The following is a 25,639-nucleotide window of genomic DNA, read 5'->3' as shown; positions in this document are numbered from 1 at the left end:
GGGGTACTCCTTACGCGGCCGCGCCGGGCACGGCCATCAGCCGCAATCCCCACAACGCACCGAAACAGACGAGGTTGGCCGCGCCCAGCCAGAGCCAGGCGGCGCGGCTGCTGGAAAACAGCAGGCTGGTGCTGATGATGGCGACCCACAGCGGCAGGCTGGCGGTCACCGCGCCGATGATGCCGCTCTGCCAGCCGCCCGGCAGCCACAGGATGGCGAGCGTGCAGACCGCCAGCGACAGCGGGAAGCCGAGCAGCGTGCCGGCCAGCCATTTGGTGCCGATGCCGCCGTTCATGCCGCCTCCTCGCCGCCGCGGCGCTTGTGCAGATAGCAGCCGAGGAAGGGCCACAGCGACAGGCCGGTGCCAAGCGTGGCCAGTGTCGCGGCGATGGCCGAAGGCCAGCTGTGCTCGACCGACCAGCCCACGGCGCCCGAGCACGTCAGCACGATGCCGAGCCACACCATCATGCGGCGTTGGGGCGGCTGGCGCAGCAGCACCTGATTGGGACCGGCCAGATACAGGCAGGCAGCGCCCGCCAGGCCGAGGAGAGCGGCAAAGAGTTGCATCGCAAGATTTTGTTACCGAATTCAAAACACAAATGGTAATGATTCGTATTTGGCGATGCAAGTTATTGATATTGTTTGCAATGTATTGATAGACGGGGGAGGCGTGCTGGCGGCGGAGGTTGCCCTCTCCCCGCCCTCTCCCGCGGGCGGGAGCGGGAGAACCCAGCCGACACAGGCGGGAGAGGGAGAACCTAGCCCGCACAGGCGGGAGCGGGAGAACCCAGCCGGCACAGGCGAACCGAGCGCGATCGGCATCACCGATGGCAACGGCAAACCGAGCTCCCCTCGCCCGCTTGCGGGAGAGGGGCTGGGGGAGAGAGCGGTAAGGCGGTGGAGGACTACCGGTGGACTACCGGGGGACTACCGATGGGACTACAGGGTGGACCGGCAGCACAGCCGACCGCGCCAAATCAATCCGCGAACAGATTCAGCAACCCATCCAGCCCGACATGGTTGAACGCCACGCTGGCCTGCGCGCGTACCACGGGCTTGGCGCGGAAGGCGACCGACAGGCCGGCGATCGCCATCATCTTCAGGTCGTTGGAGCCGTCGCCCATCACGATCGCCTGCCGCGGATCGGCGCCGATCGCCTCGCAGGCTTCGCGCACGGTGCGGGCCTTGACCTCGGCATTGACGATTTCGCCTTCGACGCGGCCGGTCAGCTTGCCGTCGACGATCTCCAGCGTATTGGCGCGGGTGAAGTCCAGGCCCAGCCGGGCCTTGAGTTTTTCGGTGAAGTGGACGAAGCCGCCCGACACCAGCAGCGTGCGCAGGCCCGCCGCGCGCGCGGCCCCCAGCATGCGCTCCGCGCCCGGCGACAGCCGCAGCCGTTCCTCGTAGACCCGGTCCAGCACGCTGGCATCCAACCCCTTGAGCAGCGCGACGCGGCGCCGCAGGCTTTCGTTGAAGTCGGTGATCTCGCCGCGCATCGCGGCCTCGGTGATCGCCGAGACCTCGGCCTTCAGCCCGCAGAAATCGGCGATCTCGTCGATGCACTCGATCGTGATCAGCGTCGAATCCATGTCCATGGCCACCAGCCGGAAGTCGGACAGCTTCCGGTGCGTCGGCAGCACGGCCCAGTCGAGCCGGCGCGGCTCGCAGAACGCCTCCAGCGCATCGCGCAGCCGCGCGTCGAGCGGCGCGCAGGCCTCGGCGGTGGCGACGGTGTCGCCGCGCAGGCTCAGTCCGGGCGCGTCGGCAAGGATGCGCAGCGCGTCGATATCCGCGGAGGCGATGGGTTGCAGGCTTTGGACGATCAGGGGCATGAGAGAAGTTGGAATCTTGCGTCGTCCCCGCGCAGGCAGCGATCCAGCGGCTTGTCCGGCCGGCAGCGGCGCCGAAGCCGCCGGGCCCCCGCATGCGCGGGGACGACGGTGCAGGGCACGGGGGACGGTGAAAGGACGCTATTGTAATCGCCCCGCGCCCGCCCCTGCGTCATGCCGATCAGCGCTGCGCCATCGTCATGAAGTCGACCGTCAGGTTCGACAGCGCCCGCACGCCGTTGATCAGCGCCGGCTCATCGACGTAGAACTCCGGCGAGTGGTTCGACGGCGCCTTGGTGACATCGGTGCCCTTGGGCGTCACGCCGAGATTGAAGAACAGCCCCGGCACCTTCTCCTGGTAGAACGAGAAGTCCTCCGACGCGGTCGCCTTGGGCGCCAGCATCCAGTTGCCGTCGCCGGCCACGCGCTTGAGCGTCGGCGCCATCTTCTCGGTCAGCGCGGGCTGGTTGACGGTGGCGTTGTAGAGCTCGACCACGCGGAAGGTGGCCTCGGCCCCGGTGCTGGCCGCGATCGACTCGGTGGTGCGTTTCATGCGCGCATGGATGTCCTTCTTCATGCCTTCGTCATAGGTGCGGATGGTGCCCATCATCTCGACCTTCTCCGGCACGATGTTCATGCGGTTGCCGCCGTGGATCGTGCCGACGGTGATGACCGAGGGCTCGAGCATCGCATTGACCTGCCGGCTCTGGATGGTCTGCAGGCCGAGCACGATCTGCGACGACACCACGATCGGATCGATGCCGCCCCACGGACGCGCGCCATGGGTCTGGCGGCCCTTGACGTCGATCCAGAACTGGTCGGCCGCCGCCATCGCCGGGCCGCTGCGCCAGGCCAGCTTGCCCGACTCGATGCCGCTGCTGACATGCAGGCCGAAGATCGCATCGACCTTCGGGTTCTCCAGCACGCCCTCGGCCACCATCTGCTTGGCGCCCCAGATATTGGTGCCGTCCGGTTCGATGTCCGCCGGGCTTTCCTCGGCCGGCTGGAAGATGAATTTCACCGTGCCGGGCAGCTGGTCCTTCATGCCGGCCAGCACCTCGGCGGTCGCCATCAAAATCGCGACGTGGGTGTCGTGGCCGCAGGCGTGCATCACGTCGACCTCCTTGCCGAGGTACTTGCCCTTGGCCTTCGAGGCGAACGGCACGTCGACGCGCTCCTTGACCGGCAGCGCGTCCATGTCGGCGCGCAGCGCCACCACCGGCCCCGGCTTGCCGCCCTTGAGCAGGCCGACCACGCCGGTCTTGGCCACGCCGGTCTTGACCTCCATGCCGAGCTTGCGCAGATGATCGGCCACCAGCTTCGCGGTGCGCGTCTCGTAGTTGCCGAGTTCGGGATGCTGGTGGATGTCGCGGCGCCAGGCGATCAGGCGCGCCTCGGCTGCCTTGGCGCGCGCCTCGATCTGCGCGTGCAGCGCGGGATCGCCGGTGCTCGCCTGGCCCGGCGAGGCCGCGGACGGCGTTGTAGCCGATGTGGCCGGCGGCGCGGTCTGCGCCAGCGCAGGCGAGACCAGTGCCGAGCCGCACAGCAGGCTGGCCGCGGCGGCCAGCGCCGGGATGGCGGCCGGCAGCGGCAGGAAGCGTCGGGAGCGGGCGAAAGCGGGGGAGCGGCGTGCTGCCATGTCGAGTTCTCCTTTGATGTCGTTGTGGTCGGTGTTGCTGCCGATACGGCGGCCGACATTGCGGTCGACGTTGCGGCTCGCGTTGCAACGGGGCCTCTGCGTGCCCCTTGTCGATGCGGCCGGGCCATCGGCGGCCCGGCCGTTCAGGCCATCGGTGAGAAGGCGCGATGCGCCTCCGGGAGTGGATGTCTTTGGTGTGCTGGCGTGCTGGTGCGCCGCCGTGCCGGCGTGCCGGCGCGAACCGTCAGGCCGCGATGCGCAGGCTGTCGACGACCTTGTGCAGGAAGGCCTCGCATTGGGCGAGCTGCTCCAGCGCGACGAACTCGTCGGCCTTGTGGGCCTGCTGGATGTCGCCGGGCCCGCAGACCACGGCCGGGATGCCGGCGCGCTGGAACAGGCCGCCCTCGGTGGCGTAGGCCACCTTGCTGATCGCGTTGTCGCCGGTCAGCGCGCGCACCAGCTGCGTGATGGCGTCGCGCTCGGCGGCGTCGAGCGCCGGCGCCGCGGCGATGCGCGTGATGCTCAGGTCCGCGTCGGCATGCTCGGCGCGCATGCGGGGCAGCAGCACGTCGTTGGCATAGGCCTCGATGCGCGCGCGGATCGCTTCCGGATCGACGCCCGGCAGGTTGCGGTACTCGAATACGAACTCGCACAGCGCCGGGATCGTGTTCAGCGCGATGCCGCCCTGAATGGTGCCGGTCGACGCGGTGGTGAAGGGCACGTCGAAGGCCTCGTCGTACGGGCCCTTGGCGCGGAACTCGTCGGCCAGGTCGCGGATGAAGCAGATCAGCCGCGCCGCGTATTCGATCGCATTGACGCCGCGCGGCGTCAGCGACGAATGCGCGGCCTGGCCCCTGACGCAGCAGCGATAGGCGTTGATGCCCTTGTGGGCGACGATCACCCGCATGCTGGTCGGCTCGCCGACGATGCAGCCGGCCGGCTGGATGCCACGCTCGCGCAGGTCGTCGATCAGATAGGGCGCGCCCATGCAGCCGACCTCCTCGTCGAACGACAGCGCATAGTGCACCGGTTCGCGCAGCCGTGCCTGCAGCAGCGCGGGCAGCAGCGCGAGACTGGTGCCGATGAAGCCCTTCATGTCGCAGGCGCCGCGGCCGTAGAGTTTGCCGTCGCGCAGCGCCGGGCGGAACGGATCGGTGCTCCAGTCCTGGCCGTCCACCGGCACCACGTCGGTATGCCCCGACAGCACGATGCCGCGCTGCTCGCTGCCGTCGGCGGCGGGCACGGTCACATGCAGGTTGGCCTTGTTGCGCTGCGGGTTGTAGCTCAGGTGGGGCTTCAGGCCTTGGGCCACGAAGTGGTCGCGCACCGTTTCGATCAGGCCGAGATTGGACTCGCGGCTGGTGGTGTCGAACTCGATCAGCCGGCGGGTCCAGTCGAGGGCGGAGTGTTCGGGGGCGTCGGCGAGGGCGTCCGTGGTGGCGTCGGTGAGGGCGTCGGCGGGGGCAGGGGTATGGGCTGACATGCGGCAGGATCACGCTGAGGGATGTCCGATCCTACACCCGGATATGTGCCGGGGTCCACTTTGCCGCTCCGCGAGCCCTCTCCCCCGACCCCTCTCCCGCTGGGCGGGAGAGGGGAGCCTGCTGCCGGCGTCGGCTTATGCCGAAGCGCCGCAAACCGGCTCCCTTTCCCGCATGCGGGAGAGGGTCGGGCAGAGGGTCGGCGAGGGGGTCGGCAAGAGGGTCGGCAAGAGGGTCGGCAAGAGGGTCGGCAAGAGGGTCGGCAAGAGGGTCGGCAAGAGGGTCGGCAAGAGGGTCGGGCAGAGGGCCGGCGAGAGGGTCGGGCAGAGCGTCGGCGAGAGGGCAACCGGCCTCCGCCGCCCCTCAAGCCAGCTGCCGCAGCGTCTGCTTGATCGTCTGCGCGCGCACCGCCACGTCGGGCATTTTCGCCTCGATGCGCAGCTTGTCCTGTCCGGCCAGCTTGATATGCCGGTTCTTCTGCACCAGGTCGATGATGCGGATCGCATCGATCGGCGGATTCGGCACGAACTGCACGCTGATCGAGGCCTCGCCGGCGTCGATCTTGCGCACGCCCAGCGGCACCGCCGCGATGCGCAGCCGGTGCGTTTCGATCAGCGCCTGCGCCTGCGCGGGCGGGCGGCCGAAGCGGTCGACCAGCTCCTCGTGGATATCGTCGACCTGCTCGGGACGCTCGCAGTTGGCCAGCCGCTTGTACAGCGACAGCCGCTCGTGCACGTCGGTGCAGTAGTCGCTCGGCAGCAGCGCCGGCGTGCCGAGGTTGATCTCGGTGGTGGCCGCCAGCGGCGCCATCAGGTCCGGCTCCTTGCCCGCCTTCAGCGCCTTGACCGCGGCGTTCAGCATGTCGGTGTACAGCTGGAAGCCGATCTCGTGGATCTCGCCCGACTGCTTGTCGCCCAGCACCTCGCCGGCGCCGCGGATTTCCAGGTCGTGCATCGCCAGGTAGAAGCCCGAACCGAGCTCCTCCATCTGCTGGATCGCCTCGAGCCGGCGCTGTGCCTGCCTGGTCAGCCCTTCCGGATCGTGCACCAGCAGATAGGCGTAGGCCTGGTGGTGCGAGCGGCCGACGCGGCCGCGCAGCTGGTGCAGCTGCGCCAGGCCGAACTTGTCGGCGCGGTGGATCAGGATCGTGTTGGCCGACGGCACGTCGATGCCGGTCTCGATGATGGTCGTGCACAGCAGGATGTTGGCGCGCCGCGCGACGAAATCGCGCATCACGCGTTCCAGCTCGCGCTCGTGCATCTGCCCGTGCGCCACCGCGATGCGTGCCTCGGGCACCAGCTCGGCCAGCCGCGCGCGCTTGTTCTCGATGGTCTCGACCTCGTTGTGCAGGAAGTAGACCTGGCCGCCGCGCTTGAGCTCGCGCAGGATGGCCTCGCGCAGCACGCCGTCTTCCTCGCGCCGCACGAAGGTCTTGATCGCCAGCCGCTTCTGCGGCGCGGTGGCGATCACCGAGAAGTCGCGCAGCCCTTCGAGCGCCATGCCCAGCGTGCGCGGGATCGGCGTCGCGGTCAGCGTCAGCACGTCGACCTCGGCGCGCAGCGTCTTCAGCGCTTCCTTCTGGCGCACGCCGAAGCGGTGTTCCTCGTCGATGATGACCAGCCCCAGCCGCTGGAAGCGCACGTCGTCGGACAGCAGCTTGTGCGTGCCGATCACGATATCGACGGTGCCGTCGTTGATCTGCTTGATTGCCGCGTCGACCTCCTTCTTCGTCTTGAAGCGCGACAGCTCGACGATCCGCACCGGCCAGTCGGCGAAGCGGTCCGACAGCGTCTGGAAATGCTGCTCTGCGAGCAGCGTGGTCGGCGCCAGCATCGCCACCTGCTTGCCGCCCATCACCGCGACGAAGGCCGCGCGCAGCGCCACCTCGGTCTTGCCGAAGCCGACGTCGCCGCAGACCAGCCGGTCCATCGGCTTGCCCGAGGTCATGTCGGCGATCACCGCGGCGATTGCCGCGGCCTGGTCAGGCGTTTCCTCGAAGCCGAAGCTCTCGGCGAAGGTCTCGTAGTCCTTCGGCGACAGCGCGAAGGCATGGCCCTCGCGCAGCGCGCGGCGCGCGTACAGGTTCAGCAGTTCGGCCGCGGTATCGCGGATCTGCTGCGCGGCGCGGCGCTTGGCGCGTTCCCACTGGCCGGAGCCGAGGGAATGCAGCGGCGCGGTATCCGGATCGGCGCCCGAATAGCGCGAGATCACGTGCAGCTGGTGGACCGGCACATACAGCTTGCTGCCCTTGTCGTAGTCCAGATGCAGAAATTCCTCGTCGCCCTGGCCCATGTCGAGCGTGACCAGGCCCTGGTAGCGGCCGATGCCGTGTTCGCTGTGCACGACCGGGTCGCCGATCTTCAGCTCGGCCAGGTCGCGCACCATCGCGTCGACGCTGCTGGCCTGCTCCTGCTTGCGGCGGCCGGCGCGGCGCGCGGTATTCGCATAGAGCTCGGCCTCGGTGACGAAGGCCAGGCCCGGCTGGCCGTCCATCGGCGGCAACGCGAAGCCGCTCTGCAGCGGCGCCACCGCGATCCCGAACGGCGCGTCGCCGGCGAGGAAGGCCGCGCAGTCCTCGACCGGATGCGGACGCAGGCCGCTGTCGGCGAACAACTGCAGCAGCGTCTCGCGGCGGCCCGCCGAATCGGCGCACATCAGCACGCGCGCCTGCTTGCGCAGCAGCAGCGCCTCGAGATTGACCAGCGGGTCCTCGGCGCGGCGATTGACCGAGACGTCGGGCAGCGGGGCCGACAGCGGAGCGGCGTCGGCGCCGGCCGGGCCCTGCTGCAGCACCAGCCGCGCCAGCGGCTTGGCGGCGCTGAAGAACTGCTCCTCGCTCAGGAACAGCTGCGCGGGCGGCAGCAGCGGCCGCTCGCGATCGTGCCGCATGAAGTCGTAGCGCTGCTGCGTATCGGTCCAGAAGCGGCGGATCGCCTCGTCGATCGCGCCGACATAGGCCAGCTGCGTGCCGGCCGGCAGGTAGTCGAACAGCGTCGCCGCCGCGTCGAAGAACAGCGGCAGGTAGTACTCGATGCCGGCCGACGGCACGCCGTTGCCGATGTCCTTGTAGATCGGCGACTTGCTCGGGTCGCCCTCGAACACCTCGCGCCAGCGGCCGCGGAACGCGGTGCGCGCGGCCTCGTCGAGCGGAAACTCGCGGCCGGGCAGCAGGCGCACCTCCTTGACCGGATAGAGGCTGCGCTGCGTGTCCGGATCGAACGCGCGGATGGTCTCGATCTCGTCGCCGAACAGGTCGATCCGGTACGGCAGCGCCGAGCCCATCGGGAACAGGTCGATCAGGCCGCCGCGCACGCTGTATTCGCCGGGCCGCATCACGGCGCTGACATGCTCGTAGCCGGCCAGCGTGAACTGCGCCTTCAGCGCGGCCTCGTCAAGCCGTTCGCCCTGCTTGAAGAAGAAGGTATAGGCGGCGAGGAACGCCGGCGGCGCGAGCCGGTACAGCGCGGTCTGCGCGGGCACCAGCATCACGTCGCACTGGCCGGTCTGGATGTCGTGCAGCGTCGCCAGGCGCTCCGACACCAGGTCCTGGTGCGGCGAGAAGCTGTCGTAGGGCAGGGTCTCCCAGTCGGGCAGCACGCGCACGCGCAGCTCCGGTGCGAACCACGGGATCTCGTCGGCCAGCCGCTGCGCGTCGACCGCGTTGGCGCACATCACCGCCAGCATCGGCATCTGGCCGTGGTGGGCGCGGGCATAGGCGGCCAGGGCCAGCGCATCGGCCGAGCCGTGCAGGCCGGCGACCTGATGGCGCTGGCCGGCCTTGACCAGCGGCAGCTGAGTGGAAACGGGGAGCGCGGAAGGCGATTTGGCGTCGGACATAAAGCGGTTCGGTTCAAACGACGACACCCCGCCGGCAGCGCGGGCGGGGGTGTCGAGAAGAGGGTCGTATTATAGAATGCGCAGCGCCCGGCCATCCGGCGTCGCATACCGGCGCCGCATTCCCGGTGCAATGCTCGCTGCGCGCCGGCTGCATTCCGGCTGCACGCCGGCTCCACGCCTGGTGCATACCGGCCGCTTTCGTGCCTTCCCTTGATCCGTCAGTCCGCCGCATGTCCGAACGACGTTTTGCCCTGATTCCCTGTGCCGGCAGCGGCAGCCGCGCGGGCGCCGGCCTGCCCAAGCAGTATCGCGAGCTGGCCGGCCATCCGATGATCTGGTACGCGCTGGCCGCGTTCTCGGCGTGCGAGTCGATCAGCGCCACCGCGCTGGTGCTCGCGCCCGACGATCTGCCGCTGGAGGCGCGCTTCGGCTCGGCGGCCTTTGCCGGCCTGCGCTTCGATACCGCCTTCGTCGGCGGCCAGTCGCGCCATGAATCGGTGCTCAACGGGCTGCGGCATCTGGTCCAGCTGGGCGCCGAGGATCAGGACTGGGTGCTGGTGCACGATGCCGCGCGGCCGGGGCTGACGCCGCTGATGATCGAGACGCTGATCCGCGCGGTGGAAGGGGACGATGGCGACGGCCCCGACGCGGCGATCGGCGGCATCCTGGCGGTGCCGGTGCCCGATACGCTCAAGCGTGCCGAGGCCGAGCCGCAGCCGAGCGAGCCGTCGCAATCTTCCCAGCCGTCCCAGCCCTCGCAGTCCTCGCACTCCTTGCAGCGCTCGCAGCCGTCCCGCATCGGCGGCACCGTGCCGCGCGAAGGGCTGTGGCAGGCGCAGACGCCCCAGATGTTCCGCGTCGGCGTCCTGCGCCAGGCGCTGGAAGACGCGCTCGCCAGCGGCGCGGTCGTGACCGACGAGGCCAGCGCGATCGAGCGGCTGGGCCTGAAGCCGCGGCTCGTCAACGGCTCGCTGCGCAATTTCAAGGTGACCTATCCCGAGGACTTCGCGCTTGCCGAAGTCCTGCTCGGCGGCCCGTCCGCCGCCCCTTCTGCTGGTTCTTCTGGAGACCGATCGCGATGATGCCCTTCGATATCCGCGTGGGACAAGGCTACGACGTGCACGCGCTGGTGCCGGGCCGCAAGCTGGTGCTCGGCGGCGTGGAGATCCCCCACGATCGCGGCCTGCTCGGCCATTCCGACGCCGATGCCTTGCTGCACGCGATCACCGACGCCCTGTTCGGGGCCGCGGGGCTGGGCGACATCGGCCGGCATTTCCCCGATACCGATCCGGCCTTTGCCGGCGCCGACAGCCGCGCGCTGCTGCGCGAGGCCGTGCGGCGCGTGCGCGAGGCCGGTTTCGAAGTCGGCAATGTCGATGCGACGGTGATCGCGCAGGCGCCGAAGCTGGCGCCGCATATCGGGGCGATGGTGGCCAATCTGGCCGAGGATCTGGGTATCGCGGCCGGGCGCTGCAACGTCAAGGCCAAGACCAACGAGAAGCTGGGCTTCGAAGGGCGCCAGGAAGGGATCGTCGCGCAGGCGGTGGTGCTGCTGTGGCGCGGCGCGATCGTCGCGCCGCAGGACTGAGCAGGCTGCGGGGGGGCATCGTCTCACCGGCAGGACCGAGCAGGCCGCGCGGCGCCGTCGTCGCGCCACAGGACTGGACGTGCTGCGCGGCGCCGTCGTGCGGGCCTGCCGGCCGTTACAGGCCCGGCTGCGGCGCGTCGGCTTCCTTCGGCTCGATCGCGTAGACGTAGTCGACCAGCCGTTCCAGCGGGCCGGAGCGCGCACCGGCCTCGGTCCGTTTGACGAAGCCCATCTGCTGGCACAGGCGGTTGGCGGCGCCCATTTCCGGCATGGTGCGCACCACCAGCGCCTGCGCGCCGATATCGCGCGCACGCTCGATGCAGATCTGCATCAGCGTGCGGCCGAGACCCAGGCCGCGCGCCTGCGGGCTGACCGACAGCAGCCGCGCCTCGGGCAGGGCCAGCGTCACCGTGCTGCCGTCCAGGGCCTGCAGCGTCGCGCCGGGATGGCAGAACAGCACCGCGCCGCTGATGCCGTGATCGGTCTCGGCAACCCACCATTCCATATCGGAAGTATTGGTCGCCAGCACCGAGCGCATGCCCTGCTGGAACGACGCGCGGCAGTCCTCCATGATTTCGAGCTCGTACTGCGCATACGCTTCCTGCGTGACCGCGGCGATCTGGCCCCAGTCGGAAGCCGTGGCGAGACGATAGTGGAAATGCGGCGAGGAGGGCGAGGGCAGTTGGCTCATGATGGTCCGCGAAGCAGAATCTGCCTCGATTGTAGGCCGGACCGTGCACAAATGCAGTCGGAGAAATGCGGACGCGGGCGGGGCGCGCGGCGGACGCGGAGTCGGGTTCGCGGGGCCTGAAATGCCGATGGCCGCGCGGGGCGGCCATCGACGAACATGACAAACATCGGCAAGGGCCCGTAGAAAACCCTCGCAAGGACTGCCGTGGCCTGGCGAGGCCTGCAGAAGCCCTCGGCGTGTGCCGCCTTACTCGGCGGCGATCACGTTGGCCGCGGCCGTGATCACGGCGGCGATACGGCCGACATCGCGCAGCTGCTGCGAGGTCATGCCCTGTTCGTTCTTCAGCAGCTCGTAGTGCGAGCGGATGCAGAAGTGGCACTTGCCGACGATCGACGCGGCCAGCGCGTACATCTCGAAACGGCGCTTGTCGACGCCGCCGTGGGTCGCATACGCATTCATGCGCAGGCCGGCGGGCTGGCTTGCCAGATCGGGATCGGCGGCCATCTCGACGTACGGATACCAGACATTGTTCATGCCCATCAGCGCGGCCGCGGTCAGCGCGCCGTTCAGCTCTTCGGGCGACAGCACGCCGGCGTTGCGGATCGCGTCGACGATGATCTTGCTCTTGGCGGCGAAGGCGGCGGCCAGCGCGACGCCCACCGCATCGTTGCCCTCCAGCGAGGAGCGTGCGATGGTGCCGTCCAGGTTCAGGCGGATGTCCTTCGCATAGTCGGGAATGAGATTCTTGATCGTGTTGAGGAATTCCATCAAATTCTCCTATCGCTTTGGGCGAAAAAAACCCGCGTGGGCGGGTTTCGGTGCGCACTGGGGCGCGTTGCCGGCGGCGATGCCGCCGGCAACATCGACAAGGCGCGAATTACAGCGTGGCGCCGCCGACAGCGCGGTTGCACGGGCACAGCTCGTCGGTCTGCAGGCCGTCCAGAATGCGCAGGATTTCGTCCGGGTTACGGCCGACGTTCAGGTTGTTCACCGACACGTGCTGGATGGTGTTGTCCGGGTCGACGATGAAGGTGGCGCGCAGCGCAACGCCGGCATCCTTCTCGCGCACGCCCAGCTGGTCGATCAGCGAGCCGGTGGTATCGGCGAACTGCCACGAGTTCAGCTTGTTCAGGTCCTTGTGTTCACGGCGCCATGCCAGCTTGACGAACTCGTTGTCGGTCGAGCCGCCCAGCACGACAGCGTCGCGGTCGGCGAAGTCCTGGTTCAGCTTGGCGAAGGCCACGATTTCGGTCGGGCACACGAAGGTGAAGTCCTTCGGGTAGAAGTAGATGATTTTCCACTTGCCTTCGAACGACTTCTCGGTGATGTCTTCAAAGGCCGACTGGCCGTTTTCTTCGTGGGCGTTGAAACCCGGCTTGACACCGACGACGTGGAACGGTTCGAGCTTGTCACCAACGGTCTTCATGGACTTCTCCTGGATACGGTTGAACAGACGCCAGCGGGGCATCGCAAACGGCCATCGTCGAAGACGATTTTCTCGGGCCGCTGCGCGTGCCACGCAACGAATGGGAAGTATGCAGCATCCTGTCCGGCACGGCTAATTGAAAATCTCAAAGAGCCCGATAGCCGGCCGAGCTGCGAGGGACGGCGCGAAAGCGGCATGGCACGCCGGCTTGCGCCGTCCGGCAACGATACACGATCGCGATGACGGAACGGCGACGCGGCGCGTTTCGGGCGCTCATCTGCCGTGAGTCAGAAGCGAGTCAGGCGTTCATCAGGTTCGCATCGGGCCTGCATCGGGCCTGCATCGGGCCTGCATCACGCGCGCCGGAAACACGCGCTGACCACCAGGCCGCTGCCCGGCGACGGCCGATTGGTCAGCACCAGGCGGCCGCCGTTGCGCTGCATGATCCGGTTGACGATCGACATGCCCAGCCCCGCGCCCTTGGCCTCGCTGCGCGCCGCGTCGAGCCGGTAGAACGGCCGCGTCAGCAGCGGCAGCTGGGCCTCGGGCACGCCGTCGCCATGATCGGCCACCACCAGCATCGCCTCCTTGTCATGGTTGCGCGTGGTGATCTCGACCTCGGCGATGCCGCTGTCGGGATGCTTGGCATAGCGGCGCGCATTCTCGACCAGGTTGTCGAGGATACGCTGGACCTCCATCCGGTTGGCCATCGCCATCACCGGCTCGGGCGCATGCACGCGGATGCGGATGTCGTCGTGCGCGGCATAGACGTTCACCGCGTCGCGCACCAGCGAGGACAGGTCCACCGGCTCGCTGCTCTCCTGCGCGGGGCGCGCGTAGTTCAGGAACTGGCCGATGATCGCGTCCATCTGCTCGATGTCGGCGATCATCGCCTCGCGCGTGGTGTCGTCGACCGGGGACATCTCGGTCTCGAGTCGCAGCCGCGTCAGCGGCGTGCGCAGGTCGTGCGAGATGCCGGCCAGCATCACCACGCGGTCGTCGTCGAGCTGGCGCAAGTCGCGCACCATCTGGTTGAAGCTGTGATTGGCCTGCGCGACCTCGCTGGCGCCGCGCTCGGGCAGCGGCGGGGGATCGCCCCCCGAACCGATCGCGCGCGCGGCATCGGCCAGCCGCTTGAGCGGCCGGTTGACCCGCGCCGTGATGAAGGCCGAGCCGAAGATGGACAGCAGCACCGCCGCCACGGTCCACCACAGCCATTGCAGTCCGGGCACGCGTTCGAAGCGCTCCGGGCTGATCGCCACCCAGTAGTCGTCGCCCTCGATCTCGAAGCTGACCCAGACGCCCGGAATGTCGTTGACCGTGGTCGCGATCACGGTATCGCCGCCCAGACGGCTGCGGATTTCCTGCTGCACCAGCTGGGTCAGGAAGGGGTTCGCGGTGGGCGTGGTGAAGTCGTCGTCGCGCTCGCGCGGATAGACCTTGATGCCTTCGTTCTGCACCAGGTCGAGCAGCAGGAAGCGACGCCGCGCGGGGTCGGAATAGAGCAGGGCCGCGCGCGTGAGCTTGACCACGCTGACCACCTGCATCGCGATCTGCTGCGCGCGCGGGGCGCGTTCGAACAGCCGGTAGCTCTGAAACCAGATGCCCAGCGAAATGGCCAGCAGCAGCGCGATCAGCATGAAGGTCCGCCAGAACAGCGAACCGAAGAAACGCGTGGCCGTGCGGCGTATCACGGTCGCCACGATAACGGCCGGGACTTACTTCACGCCATCGGGAATGAAGACGTAGCCCAGCCCCCAGACGGTCTGGATGAAACGCGGATTGCCCGGATCGGGTTCGATCAGCTTGCGCAGGCGCGAGATCTGTACGTCCAGGCTGCGGTCGAACACTTCGTATTCGCGGCCGCGCGCCATTTCCATCAGCTTCTCGCGCGACAGCGGCTGGCGCGGATGGCGGGCGAACACCTTGAGCACCGAGAACTCGCCGGTGGTCAGCGTGATTTCCTCGTCGTTCTTGGTCAGCGTGCGCGTGGCCAGGTTCAGCACGAAATCGCCGAAGGCGAAGGTCTCCGGCGTTTCCGACGGGGCGCCGGGCACTTCGGCCGGGCCCTTGCGGCGCAGCACCGCGTGGATGCGCGCGATCAGTTCGCGCGGGTTGAACGGCTTGGGCAGATAGTCGTCGGCGCCCATCTCGAGGCCGACGATGCGGTCCACGTCCTCGCCCTTGGCCGTCAGCATGATGATCGGGGTCTGGTCGTTGGCGCCGCGCAGACGGCGGCAGATCGACAGACCATCTTCGCCCGGCATCATCAGGTCGAGCACGAGCAGGTCGAAACGCTCGCGCAGCCAGAGCTTGTTCATGGCGGTGGCGTTTTCCGCGACCAGCACGGTAAAGCCTTGCTCGCCGAGATAGCGGCGCAGCAGATCGCGGAGACGGGGGTCGTCGTCCACGACGAGAATCTTGTGGCTGGTATTTTCCATGGCGCTAATCTTAGCGAGTCTCGCTAGGGGTCAAAATGGCTTAACAAAAGGTTACATACTTTACCTTGCGGCTCGCCAAGTGCACAGCGGGCAGCGTTTACACTGCGCGCTGCCCGCAAAGGGCAAATCGGTCAGCCTCGATCCGGGAGCCTCTGGCGTCGTCCAGCGGAAGCCCGAACCGGGCAAGCCCCAGACCGCCATTATCAATGAAAGCGAAATCCACCCGGTCCGAACCGCGCCGCGCCTCCGGCGCCCGACGCCGTGTCGCCGGAGCCCTGCTTGCGCTGCTGCTGCCGTCGATGCTGCTGCATGCCGCCAGCGCGTCCGCGCAGTCGCCGGGACTCGGCGCGCTGCTGCAGGGGCACGGGCGCCATCCGGGCCGGGGCGCGGAGGGCTATCCGGGGCATGCGCGCAAGGACCGCGAGCGCCCCCCGCCGCGCGAGACCCGGGGCCGCGCCAACCGCCAGCGCGCCGAGCGCGAGGCCGGCGAGCGGCCGGGCCGCGGCGGCAAGCTGTCGGCCGACGAACGGCGCAAGCTGCGGCAGAGCCTCTACGACATCAGCAGGGAGATGTACCAGGGCAACTGAGCGGCAATGGCATCCGCCCTGCCTTCGCCCATGCCCGCGGTCTTTTCCCTCCCGCGCAAGCGCAAAGCCAGCGATGGCTCCATCCGCGCGGCGCCGATCACCGCGGCTTGAAATGCCGCAGGAAATCGACAAACACCTCCGCCGCCAGCTGCGCATCCTCGGCGGTGATCGTCTCCAGCGGGTTGTGGCTGATGCCGCCGTTGCCGCAGCGGACGAACAGCATCGCCACATCGGTGATCCGCTGCATCATCATCGCATCGTGCCCGGCGCCCGACGGCAGCTCGAAGGCCTGCAGCCCGCGCTTGTTCAGCACCGCCGCGAACTGCGCGCGCAGCCACGGCGCGCACGGCGCGTTGTTGACCGGCGGCACCCGTTCCACCTCCGCACGCACACCGCGCCGCGCCGCGATCGCCTCGATGCCGGCGACGATATCGGCGATCGCGGCCTCGCGCACCGCGTCCTCGCCGGCGCGGATATCCATCGAGAAGTGGCACGCGGCCGGAATCACGTTGCTGGAGCCGTTCGGCACCTGCAGCTGGCCGACCGTGCCGACCAGCGTCGGCGCCTGGCCGCAGCGCGACTCGACCAGCAGCACCATTTCGGCGGCCGCCGCGGCGGCATCCTTGCGCATCGTCATCGGCGTGGTGCCGGCATGGCTGGCCAGCCCTTCGACGCGCACCTGGAAGCGGCTGCTGCCGGCGATCTGCGTGACGATGCCCAGCGGCAGGTCATGGTGCAGCAGTACCGGTCCCTGTTCGATATGCACTTCGACGAAGCCGAGCAGCGTCGCCGGATCGACCGCCGCCGCGCGCAGCGCATCGGGATCGCCGCGGCCCGGCAGGTCGGATTCGGCCAGCGCCTGCGCCAGCGTGATGCCGTCGGCGTCGGCGCGCGCCAGCAGCGCCGGATCGAAGCGGCCGGCGAGCACGCTGCTCGCCAGGAAGCTGGTCTTGAAACGCAGCCCTTCCTCCTCGGCGAAGCCCACCACGTCGAAGTGATAGGGCAGCCGGATGCCGGCCTCGTTCAGCGCGCCGACCACCGCGATCGGCAACAGGATGCCCAGGCGCCCGTCATAGCGGCCGCCGTTGCGCACCGTGTCGAAATGCGAGCCGGTCATCAGCACCTTCGCGTCGGGACCGGCCGACGGATCGGCCTCGTAGCGGCCGATCACGTTGCCGATCGCATCGACGCGCACCTGCATGCCGGCCGCGCGCATGCGCTCGGCGAGCATGGCCGCCGCGGCGCGGTGAGCCGGCGTCAGATAGGCGCAGGTCAGGCCGCCTTCCATATCGGAGAAGCGCGCGAGCGCGTCGGCGGCATCGAGAATGGACTGGCCCAGGGAAGGAGAGGGGGAATGCATGTGCTGGCTCTTCGGTACGTCGGTGAAAAGGGGAGTCATGCCGTCGGGGCGGACGGCACGCGTTCGCGTTGCAGCAGCGCCGCGGCCGCCGAGCCGCTGCGCGTCGCCGCTTCGATGGTGGCCGGGTAGGGGCCATAGGCGCCGCAAGCTCCGCCCGGTTCGGCCCGCCCGTCGGTATAGTCGCCCGCCAGCGCCAGACCCGGCACGCCGATATCGTTGCCGGGACGCGCCAGGCCGGGCACGCAGCGGAACGTGGCCAGGCGTTCGGCGATCACGAACTCGCCGCGCGCTTCGGCAAGGCGCGCGGCATCGGGTATGACGGGCGCCAGTTGCGCGGCAAGTTGCGCGCGCACGCGCCGCGCCAGCTCGCCCTGCGGCAGCGCGGCGGCATCGTCGGCGGCGCTGATGACGACCGACCAGACGTTGTCGCGGGCTGGGTCCTGCAAGGCGCCGTGGTCCTCGCTGGACAGCGCGGCGCGATCGAAGACGAATTGCCCCGGCGCGGCGGCGCTGGCGTCGAGCGCCAGGAAAGGACGCGGCAGACGCAGCGCGCCGACGTTCAGATACAGCGTGACGATCGGCACATGGTCGAAGGCGTGCAGCGTCGCGGCGGCGGCCTTCAGTGCGGCCGCGTGGTGCGCGACCGGGTGCGCGGCCTGGTCCGGGCCCAGCGATATCTGCGCCAGCAGCCGTGCCGCCTGCCGCGGCGCGGTGGCGATGATCAGCTGCGCGACCTCCTGCTGGCCGGAGGCGGTCCGCAGCACCCAGCCGCGCGCGCTCCGCGCGATCGTCTGCACCGCGGCGCCGGTCCGGACCGTGCCGCCCGCGGCCACGATCGCCTGCGCGGCGGCTTCGGGGAACAGCCGGCTCAGGTCCCAGCGCGGCACCAGCATGTCGCTGTCGTCGCGCGCCGCCAGCAGACTGTCGCGCAGCACGCGGCGGAACACGCGGGCATCGGCCTGCTCGGCCGGCGTGTTCAGCGCGGCCACGCACAGCGGGAACCACAGCCGCTGCTGCAGCGCGGGCGGCGCGTGCGCCAACCATGCGGCAACGGTCTCGCCGGCAGAGTCGGTGGAGTCGGCAGAGGGGACGGAGGTCGAGGACGTCGTGGACGTTGTGGACGTTGTGGACGTGGTGGACGTGGCGGGCGCGGCAGAGGCGGCAGAGGCGGCAGAGGCGGCAGAGGCGGCAGAGGCGGCGCCGTCGGCGTGCTCGGCTTCGTCGTCCGCGCGCAGCAGCGACAGCACCTTCGCCAACGCCGCGCGCTCATGCCAGCCGAGCCCGCGCGCGGTCAGGCCCATGCCGACCAGATGCCAGGGCGCGGGCAGGCGCGGCGCCTGCAGCCGCCAGCCGTCGGCGTAGGCCATCTGCAGCGGCAGCCGCAGCAGCGCGGCATCGGGATCGACGCCGGCGCGGCGCATCAGGGCAAGGGTATGGCGATAGGCGCCGAGCAGAAGATGCTGGCCGTTGTCGAGTTCGCCCGCGACCTGCGGATGGCGGCGGGCGACACGGCGCGCGCGGCCGCCCAGCACCGGCGCGGCTTCGAACACATGGACCACGCGGCCGGCCTGCGCCAGTTCGAGCGCGGCGGCCATGCCGGCCCAGCCACCGCCGATGATGCCCACCGAGCCGTCTGCGCCCACCAAGCTCACCGCATCCGCAGCGCCTGCAGCACCCACAGCGCCCACAGCGCCCACAGCGCCCGCAGCGCCCACAGCACCCACAGCACCCACAGCACCCACAGCACCCACCGCACCCACCGCACCCACCGCACCCACCGCACCCACAGCGCCCACAGCGTCGACCGCGCCGCCGGCTTGCGGCGACACTGCGTCGGGCGTGGCGGGGCGTTCTGCCATCGCGGTGCTCAGCGGTTGCGTATCCACGTCTTCCATGCGATCCACAGCTTGCGCATGGGTGTCAGCGAGATGCGCTGGTTCAATACCTGGAAGCCGCTGGCCTCGATCTCGTCGAGCAGGGCGTGGTAGATCGCGCCCATCAGCAGCCCCGCACGCTGCGCGCGGCGGTCGGTATCGGGCAGCAGCGCCAGCGCCTCGCGGTAGAAGGTGCGCGCGCGATCGGCGTGATAGGCCATCAGCGCGACGAAGCGCGGCGAATGCCGGCCCTGCATGATGTCGGCGGCCGGCACCTCGAAGCGCTGCAGCACATTGACCGGCAGATAGAGGCGGCCGCGCCGCGCGTCCTCGCCGACGTCGCGGATGATATTGACCAGCTGCAGCGAACGCCCGAGCTTCTCGGCGAATTCGAGCGTGCGCGGGTCGCGGTAGCCGAAGATGCGCGCGCTCATGGTGCCGACCACGCCGGCCACGCAATGGCAGTAGCGGTCGAGGCCGGCCTCGTCCAGATAGCGCGTCTGCATCAGGTCCATTTCCATGCCTTCCAGCACCTCGGCGAGCATCGGCTGCGTCAGGCCGCAGGAGGCCAGATGCGGCTGCAGCGCCAGCGTGGTCGGATGGGTGGCGGCGCCGGCAAACAGGCGGTTCAGCTCGCCGTGCCACCAGGCCAGCTGTTGCTGGGCGACGGTCAGGTCCTGGGTTTCGTCGACGACGTCGTCGACTTCGCGGCACCAGGCATAGAGCGCGGTGATGGCACGCCGCCGTTCCGGGGGCAGGAACAGGAAGCTGTAGTAGAAGCTGGAGCCGCTCTGGGCGGCCTTGTCTTGGCAGTACTGATCGGGCGTCACCGGTCTCGGGCTCGCTAGGGACACACTCGGGGCTTTATCTGGGCTCAATCCGGCTTGATCCAGCTCTGTCCGGGCTCAGGCGGCGTTCAACGCCTGATCTCAATGAGCGGGCTTGCTCGGCGCGGTGCCGGTGCGGTAGCGCGCTGCCGCCCGCCATGCCAGCAGCAGCCAGTCGGCGGGCCCGAGCGTCGGACGGCGCCGGAAGACATCGTAGCCGACGGCCTCGATGCGTTCCAGCACGCGCAGGCCGCCTTGCACCACCAGCCGCAACTCCCAGCCGATGCGCCAGTCCGCCGTCCGCGGCAGGTCCAGCGCGAGCGAAGCGCCGGATTGTAGCATCGCCTCCGTGCGCATCTTCAGCTCTTCCATCAGCGCCAGCCAGCGCGCGTCGCAGCGGCCCTCGGCCAGCGCGTCGTCGTCGACGCCGTGGCGCGCCATCGCGTCGGCGGGCAGGTAGACGCGGCCGCGCGCGAAGTCGATCGCGACGTCCTGCCAGAAGTTGACCAGTTGCAGGCCGGTGCAGATCGCATCGGCGCGCGCGAAGCGGTCCGGCGTGGCCGCGCCGTACAGATGCAGCATCAGCCGGCCGACCGGATTGGCGGAGCGGCGCGAGTAGTCGAGCAGGCTGTCCCAGTCGGCATGGCGGTGCACGGTCACGTCCTGCCGGAAGGCGTCGAGCAGGTCGTGGAACAGCGGCAGCGGCAAGCGGTATTCGGCGATGACCTCGGCCAGCGCGCGCATCATCGGCGTGCCCGGATCGGTGCCGGCGTCGATGCGGTCGAGCGCATCCGACAGCGCGCCGAGCGCGGCCAGGCGCTCCTGCGGCGTGGCATCGCCCTCGTCGGCGAGATCGTCGGCGGTGCGGGCGAAGCGGTAGATCACCGCCACCGGCCGGCGCAGCCGCCTGGGCAGCAGCACGCTGGCGACCGGGAAGTTCTCGTAGTGGCCGATGGCCAGGCCGTCGGGGGCGGCTGCGGAGGGCGGCGTTGGCATCGGCATCGGGGTCTGGATTGGGATCGTGTCGGCGGCGGCGGGCTCGCCGGGGTTGGACATGGCCGCAGCATTGTAATCACGGGCGCGCCCACGGGCACCTGGAAGCCACGCAAACGCCGCGCATGTGCCGCTTTCCACCCTACCGATAGGGGGCATGCGGGCACGCATCGGACGCCAAATAGCGGGTAAATCCCCGGTTTCGGTCCTCAAATCAGTCCATTCGTCGCGTCGCGTTTGACGCACCCCGAACGGCTGGATATATTGCTGACCGGCCGGTTATTTACTGCCGGGCCCGCCGTCCCAGGGGCGGCGCCATCGTCGTGTCGCGCGGCAGCGCTGCTGCTCGCCGCCAGTCCGGCCGTGCCGGCGCACGTCGCCTCTCGTCATGCCGTTGCACCCGTCTTATCGCCATCCCATGCCAGTGCCTTGTCCCGGGCCGGAAGTCGCGGCCGTCAACGCTTTCAGGACCTCGCCGTCGATCGTCGGCGCGGTGTTGCTCGGTGCCGTACTGGTGCTGGGCGGCTGCTCGCGCGAGCCCGAGCGCGCGCCGGAGGTCCGGCCGGTGCGTCTGCTGCAGCTGCAGTCCGCCACCGGCCAGTCCTCCTACGAGTTCTCCGGCGACGTGCGGCCGCGCATCGAATCCCGTCTCGGTTTCCGCGTCGGCGGCAAGATCGCCGCGCGCCTGGTCGACGTGGGCGCCACGGTGCGGCGCGGGCAGCCGCTGGCCCGGCTCGATCCGACCGATCTGAACCTGGCCGAGCAGGGCTCGCGCGCGCAGTACGAGGCGGCGCGCACCGACCGCGACCTGGCGGCCGCCGACCTGAAGCGCTACAACGACCTGTTCGCCAAGGGCTTTATCAGCGCGGCCGAGCAGAACCGGCGCCAGGCCAGCTACGAGGCCGCGGCCGCGCGGCTGCGCCAGGCGGAGGCCGCGCTGCGCGAGCAGAGCAACCAGACCGGCTATACCGTGCTGGCCGCGGACGCCGACGGCGTGGTCACCGCGATCGATGCCGAAGTGGGGCAGGTGGTCAGCGCCGGGCAGTCGGTGGTGCGGGTTGCGCAGACCGCCGAGAAGGAGGTCGCGATCGGCCTGCCCGAGGATCAGGTCGATTGGCTGCGCGACATCCGGGACGTCAGCGTGCGGACCTGGGCCGAGCCCGACCGCATCCTGCCGGGCCGCGTGCGCGAGATCGCCGCGGCCGCGGACCCGGTCACGCGCACCTACGCGGCGCGCATCACGGTGCCCAATCCGCCCGCCGACCTGAAGTTCGGCATGACCGCGATGGTCACCTTCGTGCGGACCGGCGCGTCGCCCGCGGTGCGCGTGCCGCTGACCGCGCTGCTGCAGCAGCAGGGCACGAACCAGGTCTGGGTCTACGACGGCGCGGCCGGCAGGGTGCAGCCGGTGACGGTCACGCTGGGGCAGCCGATCGGCAACGAGATCGAGGTCAGGAGCGGACTTCGTCCGGGCCAGACCATCGTCACCGCGGGCGTGCATCTGCTCAAGCCGGGCCAGAAGGTGCGGCCGCTGCAGTCGGTCGCGTCCGCGTCGGCGCCTGGCGCGGCCGCAGGCACGGCAGCAGGGACGGCGACGGCTTCGGCGTCGGCGCCGGGATCGACGGGTACCGCGGTTCCGTCCGCTGCGCCCGCCACTGCTCCGGCCAGCGCACCGACCAGCGCGCCGGCAAGTGCCCCGGCCAGTGCGCCGGCCCCTGCGCCCACCAGCGCCCCGGCCAGCGCGCCGACCGCTCGCAGCTAAGGGCGCCGCGATGGAGCATTCCCGATTCAATCTGTCGCGCTGGGCGCTCGAGCACCAGGCGCTGACGCGCTATCTGCTGGTGGTGTTGCTGCTGGCCGGGCTGATGTCGTATTTCCAGCTGGGGCAGGACGAGGACCCGCCGTTCACCTTCCGCGTGATGGTGGTGCAGGCCTTCTGGCCCGGCGCCACCGCCGAGCAGATTGCGGTGCAGGTCACCGACAAGCTCGAACGCCAGCTGCAGGAAGTCCCCTACGCGGACAAGATCCGCAGCTTCTCCAAGCCGGGCGAGACCACCGTGATCTTCCAGCTGCGCGACGACGCGCCGGCGAAGGAGACCGCGCAGATCTGGTACACGGTGCGCAAGAAGATCGGCGATATCGCCGGCACGCTGCCGGCCGGCGTACGCGGTCCGTTCTTCAACGACGAGTTCGGCGATGTCTACGGCACCATCTACGCGCTGTCCGCCGACGGCTTCACCTACAAGGAACTGCGCGAATATGCCGACCTGGTGCGCCAGCAGCTGCTGCGCGTGCCGTCGGTCGCCAAGGTGTCGCTGATCGGCCTGCAGGACGAGAAGATCTATATCGAGTTCAACCAGACCCGCTTCGCGCAGCTTGGGCTCGACCTGAACGCGATCGCCGACCAGATCGCCGAGCAGAACAACCTGACCGCCAGCGGCGTGCTGGTGACGCCCAGCGACAACGTGCAGGTGCGCGTGTCGGGCCAGTTCGCCGATGTCGGCGACCTGCGCAATATGGTGCTGCGCGGCCCCAACGGCGCGGCGAACATCCGTCTCGGCGATATCGCGCGCGTCTATCGGGGCTATGTCGATCCGCCGGCGCCGCGCATGCGCTTCAACGGCAAGGACGTGATCGGCCTGGGCATCTCGATGGAGAAGGGCGGCGACATCATCGCGCTGGGCGAGGCGCTGCGCGCCGAGGCCGACACGCTGCGCAAGCAGCTGCCGGTCGGCATCGAGATGGAGCAGGTGCAGGACCAGCCCGAGGCGGTCAAGCGCTCGGTCGGCGAGTTCGTTCGCGTGCTGATCGAGGCGGTGGTGATCGTGCTGGCGGTCAGCTTCATCTCGCTGGGCCTGCACACCAAGCCGCTGCGGCTCGACGCGCGCCCCGGCCTGGTGGTGGCGCTGACGATCCCGCTGGTGCTGGCGGTCACGTTCCTGTTCATGAACGTGTTCGACATCGGCCTGCACAAGGTCTCGCTGGGCGCGCTGATCATCGCGCTCGGACTGCTGGTCGACGACGCCATCATCGCGGTCGAGATGATGGTGCGCAAGCTGGAGGAGGGCTTCTCCAAGATGGAGGCCGCGACCTTCGCCTACACCTCGACCGCGATGCCGATGCTGACCGGCACGCTGATCACCGCCGCGGGCTTCCTGCCGGTGGGTCTCGCGCGTTCGACGGTCGGCGAATACACCTTCGCCATCTTCGCGGTGACCGCGCTCGCGCTGGTGCTGTCGTGGCTGGCGGCGGTCTATTTCACGCCGTATCTGGGCTATCTGCTGCTGAAGGTCAAGCCGAGCGAGGGCGGCCATCACGAGGTGTTCGACACGCCGTTCTATGCGCGCTTCCGCCGCGCGGTGGACTGGTGCGTGGACTGGCGCAAGACCGTGATCGCGATCACGCTGGGGACCTTCGCGCTCGGCATCTTCGCCTTTCAGTTCGTCGAGAAGCAGTTCTTCCCCGATTCCAGCCGGCCCGAGCTGATGGTCGAGATGTGGCTGCCCGAGGGCGCCAGCTTCGCGCAGAGCGAGGCCGAGGCCAGGCGCTTCGAGGCCGCGCTGCGCGGCGATGCCGATGTCGGCAGCATCACCACCTTCGTCGGCACCGGCGCGCCGCGCTTCTATCTGCCGCTGGACCAGATCTTCCCGCAGAGCAATGTGGTGCAGCTGATCGTGCTGCCAGTCGACGTCGAGGTGCGCGAGCGGCTGCGCCAGCGCATCATCGCGCTGCTGGCAAGCGACTTCCCCCAGCTGCGCGGCCGGGTCAAGCTGCTGCCGAACGGGCCGCCGGTCGCCTATCCGGTGCAGTTCCGCGTGATCGGGCCCGAGGCGGCGGGGGTGCGGCGGATCGCGGATCAGGTCAAGGCGATCATGAGCGCCAATCCGAATACGGTCGGCGTCAATGACAACTGGAACGAGAACGTCAAGGTGCTGCGCCTGGACATCGACCAGGAAAAGGCGCGCGCGCTCGGCGTGACCACCAATGCGATCGCCCGCGTCACGCAGACCGTGCTGACCGGCGCGCCGGTCGGCCAGTATCGCGACGGCGACAAGCTGATCGACATCGTGATGCGCTCGGCCCGGGACGAACGCGAGGCGCTGGCCGATCTGCACAACGTGCAGGTGCCGACCGCCAGCGGGCGCGCGGTGCCGCTGACGCAGGTGGCGCGCATCGGCATCCGTTCCGAGCCGGGCATCGTCTGGCGCGAGAATCGCGATTTCGGCGTGACCGTGCAGGCCGACGTGGTCGACGGCATCCAGGGACCGACCGTGACCGCGCAGATCAACCCGCAGCTCGACAAGCTGCGCGCCGAGCTGCCGGCCGGCTACCTGATCACCGTGGCCGGCGCCGAGGAGGAGAGCGGCAAGGCGGGCGCGTCGATCGCCGCGCAGCTGCCGCTGTGCGTGTTCCTGATCTTCACGCTGCTGATGCTGCAGCTGCACAGCTTCTCGCGCGCGGTGATGGTGTTCCTGACCGGCCCGCTCGGGCTGATCGGCGCCGCGGCGACGCTGTTGCTGCTGCAGGCGCCGATGGGCTTCGTTGCCCAGCTGGGGATCACCGCGCTGGTCGGCATGATCATCCGCAACTCGGTGATCCTGGTCGACCAGATTGAGCAGGACATCCGCGCCGGCGTGCCGGCCTGGACCGCGATCGTCGAGGCCGCGGTACGCCGCTTCCGGCCGATCATGCTGACCGCGGCGGCCGCCGTGCTGGCGATGATCCCGCTGTCGCGCTCGGTGTTCTGGGGGCCGATGGCGGTCGCGATCATGGGTGGCCTGCTGGTCGCCACGGTGCTGACGCTGCTGTTCCTGCCGGCGCTGTACGCCGCCTGGTTCCGCGTGCGCCGGCCGGAGGAGGCCAGCGGCGTGATGGCTTGATCGGGGCTTGATCGGGGCGTGATCGCAGCCTGGTCATGGGCTGCCCGGGGGACTGGATTCGCGCCGAACCATGCGCTACAATCCGCCGTCTTTGCCGGGCAGCGGTGCAACGCCGCAGGCCGGTCGGAGAAGCAGGGGGGCGCATGCAGTTCCGGTCGCCTCCTTTGTTTTTTCGGCCTTGATGCC

Annotated in this window: 20 protein-coding genes; 5 read left to right on the top strand and 15 right to left on the bottom strand. The window is 69.5% G+C overall.

The window, feature by feature from the left end; all coding sequences use genetic code 11:
- Window positions 1–10: 10 nt before the first annotated feature.
- The 6 genes from K7G19_RS06730 to mfd all read right to left on the bottom strand — a co-directional run bounded on the left by K7G19_RS06730 (window position 11) and on the right by mfd (window position 8,786).
- Window positions 11–295 (bottom strand): hypothetical protein, encoded by a 285-nt coding sequence (locus tag K7G19_RS06730; RefSeq protein ID WP_149318875.1) that lies wholly within the window; start codon window positions 293–295, stop codon window positions 11–13.
- On the bottom strand, window positions 292–567 hold the full coding sequence (locus K7G19_RS06725) for a hypothetical protein (protein ID WP_149318874.1): 276 nt from the start codon (window positions 565–567) through the stop codon (window positions 292–294). The genes K7G19_RS06730 and K7G19_RS06725 overlap by 4 nt, the downstream gene beginning before the upstream one ends.
- 410 nt (window positions 568–977) lie before the next feature.
- Complete coding sequence (serB, locus tag K7G19_RS06720; protein WP_149318873.1) at window positions 978–1,832, bottom strand: phosphoserine phosphatase SerB; 855 nt, start codon at window positions 1,830–1,832, stop codon at window positions 978–980.
- Window positions 1,833–2,010: 178 nt separating this feature from the next.
- A complete protein-coding gene (locus K7G19_RS06715) occupies window positions 2,011–3,468 on the bottom strand; it encodes an amidohydrolase (RefSeq protein ID WP_226106511.1) in 1,458 nt (485 codons plus the stop codon).
- Window positions 3,469–3,712: 244 nt separating this feature from the next.
- Complete coding sequence (argE, locus tag K7G19_RS06710; RefSeq protein WP_226106509.1) at window positions 3,713–4,951, bottom strand: acetylornithine deacetylase; 1,239 nt, start codon at window positions 4,949–4,951, stop codon at window positions 3,713–3,715.
- A 361-nt stretch (window positions 4,952–5,312) separates the two neighbouring features.
- Window positions 5,313–8,786: a transcription-repair coupling factor gene (gene mfd / locus K7G19_RS06705; protein WP_149318872.1), complete on the bottom strand. Its 3,474-nt coding sequence runs from the start codon at window positions 8,784–8,786 to the stop codon at window positions 5,313–5,315.
- Between the two features lie 230 nt (window positions 8,787–9,016).
- Between mfd and K7G19_RS06700 the strand changes: the two genes are divergently transcribed.
- The gene (locus K7G19_RS06700; RefSeq protein ID WP_226106507.1) at window positions 9,017–9,868 is read left to right on the top strand and encodes a 2-C-methyl-D-erythritol 4-phosphate cytidylyltransferase; all 852 of its coding nucleotides are present in this window, start codon (window positions 9,017–9,019) and stop codon (window positions 9,866–9,868) included.
- On the top strand, window positions 9,865–10,374 hold the full coding sequence (ispF, locus tag K7G19_RS06695; RefSeq protein WP_150083058.1) for a 2-C-methyl-D-erythritol 2,4-cyclodiphosphate synthase: 510 nt from the start codon (window positions 9,865–9,867) through the stop codon (window positions 10,372–10,374). Before K7G19_RS06700 ends, ispF begins: the two co-directional genes overlap by 4 nt.
- A 115-nt stretch (window positions 10,375–10,489) precedes the next feature.
- Here the strand turns inward: ispF and K7G19_RS06690 are convergent, their stop codons facing one another.
- The 5 genes from K7G19_RS06690 to ompR form a co-directional block, all read right to left on the bottom strand.
- A complete protein-coding gene (locus K7G19_RS06690; RefSeq protein ID WP_053821940.1) occupies window positions 10,490–11,065 on the bottom strand; it encodes a GNAT family N-acetyltransferase in 576 nt (191 codons plus the stop codon).
- A gap of 246 nt (window positions 11,066–11,311) precedes the next feature.
- Window positions 11,312–11,833, bottom strand: coding sequence for a carboxymuconolactone decarboxylase family protein (locus tag K7G19_RS06685; RefSeq protein WP_006576349.1), 522 nt, complete (start codon window positions 11,831–11,833; stop codon window positions 11,312–11,314).
- A 109-nt stretch (window positions 11,834–11,942) separates the two neighbouring features.
- On the bottom strand, window positions 11,943–12,491 hold the full coding sequence (locus tag K7G19_RS06680; RefSeq protein ID WP_053823112.1) for a peroxiredoxin: 549 nt from the start codon (window positions 12,489–12,491) through the stop codon (window positions 11,943–11,945).
- Between the two features lie 353 nt (window positions 12,492–12,844).
- Window positions 12,845–14,194, bottom strand: a complete 1,350-nt coding sequence (locus K7G19_RS06675) for an ATP-binding protein (protein WP_149318870.1) — start codon at window positions 14,192–14,194, stop codon at window positions 12,845–12,847.
- 15 nt (window positions 14,195–14,209) lie between these two features.
- The gene (gene ompR, locus K7G19_RS06670; protein WP_006576352.1) at window positions 14,210–14,932 is read right to left on the bottom strand and encodes a two-component system response regulator OmpR; all 723 of its coding nucleotides are present in this window, start codon (window positions 14,930–14,932) and stop codon (window positions 14,210–14,212) included.
- Window positions 14,933–15,138: 206 nt separating this feature from the next.
- On the opposite strand from ompR, the gene K7G19_RS06665 reads away from it, so the two are divergent.
- A complete protein-coding gene (locus tag K7G19_RS06665) occupies window positions 15,139–15,519 on the top strand; it encodes a hypothetical protein (protein WP_150083054.1) in 381 nt (126 codons plus the stop codon).
- A gap of 97 nt (window positions 15,520–15,616) precedes the next feature.
- Here K7G19_RS06665 and K7G19_RS06660 read toward each other — a convergent pair whose 3' ends face one another.
- From K7G19_RS06660 to hpnC, 4 genes are all read right to left on the bottom strand, one after another.
- Window positions 15,617–16,879, bottom strand: coding sequence for a Zn-dependent hydrolase (locus K7G19_RS06660; RefSeq protein WP_149318949.1), 1,263 nt, complete (start codon window positions 16,877–16,879; stop codon window positions 15,617–15,619).
- A gap of 35 nt (window positions 16,880–16,914) precedes the next feature.
- Window positions 16,915–18,522: an FAD-dependent oxidoreductase gene (locus K7G19_RS06655; protein ID WP_226107038.1), complete on the bottom strand. Its 1,608-nt coding sequence runs from the start codon at window positions 18,520–18,522 to the stop codon at window positions 16,915–16,917.
- 224 nt (window positions 18,523–18,746) lie between these two features.
- Window positions 18,747–19,583: a presqualene diphosphate synthase HpnD gene (gene hpnD, locus K7G19_RS06650; protein ID WP_226106505.1), complete on the bottom strand. Its 837-nt coding sequence runs from the start codon at window positions 19,581–19,583 to the stop codon at window positions 18,747–18,749.
- Between the two features lie 99 nt (window positions 19,584–19,682).
- Window positions 19,683–20,576: a squalene synthase HpnC gene (hpnC, locus tag K7G19_RS06645; protein ID WP_226107036.1), complete on the bottom strand. Its 894-nt coding sequence runs from the start codon at window positions 20,574–20,576 to the stop codon at window positions 19,683–19,685.
- A 415-nt stretch (window positions 20,577–20,991) separates the two neighbouring features.
- Here hpnC and K7G19_RS06640 point away from each other — a divergent pair, with 415 nt between their 5' ends.
- Together K7G19_RS06640 and K7G19_RS06635 are read left to right on the top strand one after the other, a co-directional pair.
- Window positions 20,992–22,335: an efflux RND transporter periplasmic adaptor subunit gene (locus K7G19_RS06640; RefSeq protein WP_226106503.1), complete on the top strand. Its 1,344-nt coding sequence runs from the start codon at window positions 20,992–20,994 to the stop codon at window positions 22,333–22,335.
- Window positions 22,336–22,345: 10 nt separating this feature from the next.
- Window positions 22,346–25,453, top strand: a complete 3,108-nt coding sequence (locus tag K7G19_RS06635) for an efflux RND transporter permease subunit (RefSeq protein WP_149318866.1) — start codon at window positions 22,346–22,348, stop codon at window positions 25,451–25,453.
- The last annotated feature ends 186 nt before the right edge of the window (window positions 25,454–25,639 follow it).

The sequence above is a fragment of the Cupriavidus sp. DB3 genome (assembly GCF_020418465.1).
Lineage (GTDB): Bacteria > Pseudomonadota > Gammaproteobacteria > Burkholderiales > Burkholderiaceae > Cupriavidus > Cupriavidus cauae.
The sequence above is the reverse complement of the archived record's forward strand: the minus strand, read 5'-3'. Positions and strand labels throughout refer to the sequence as shown.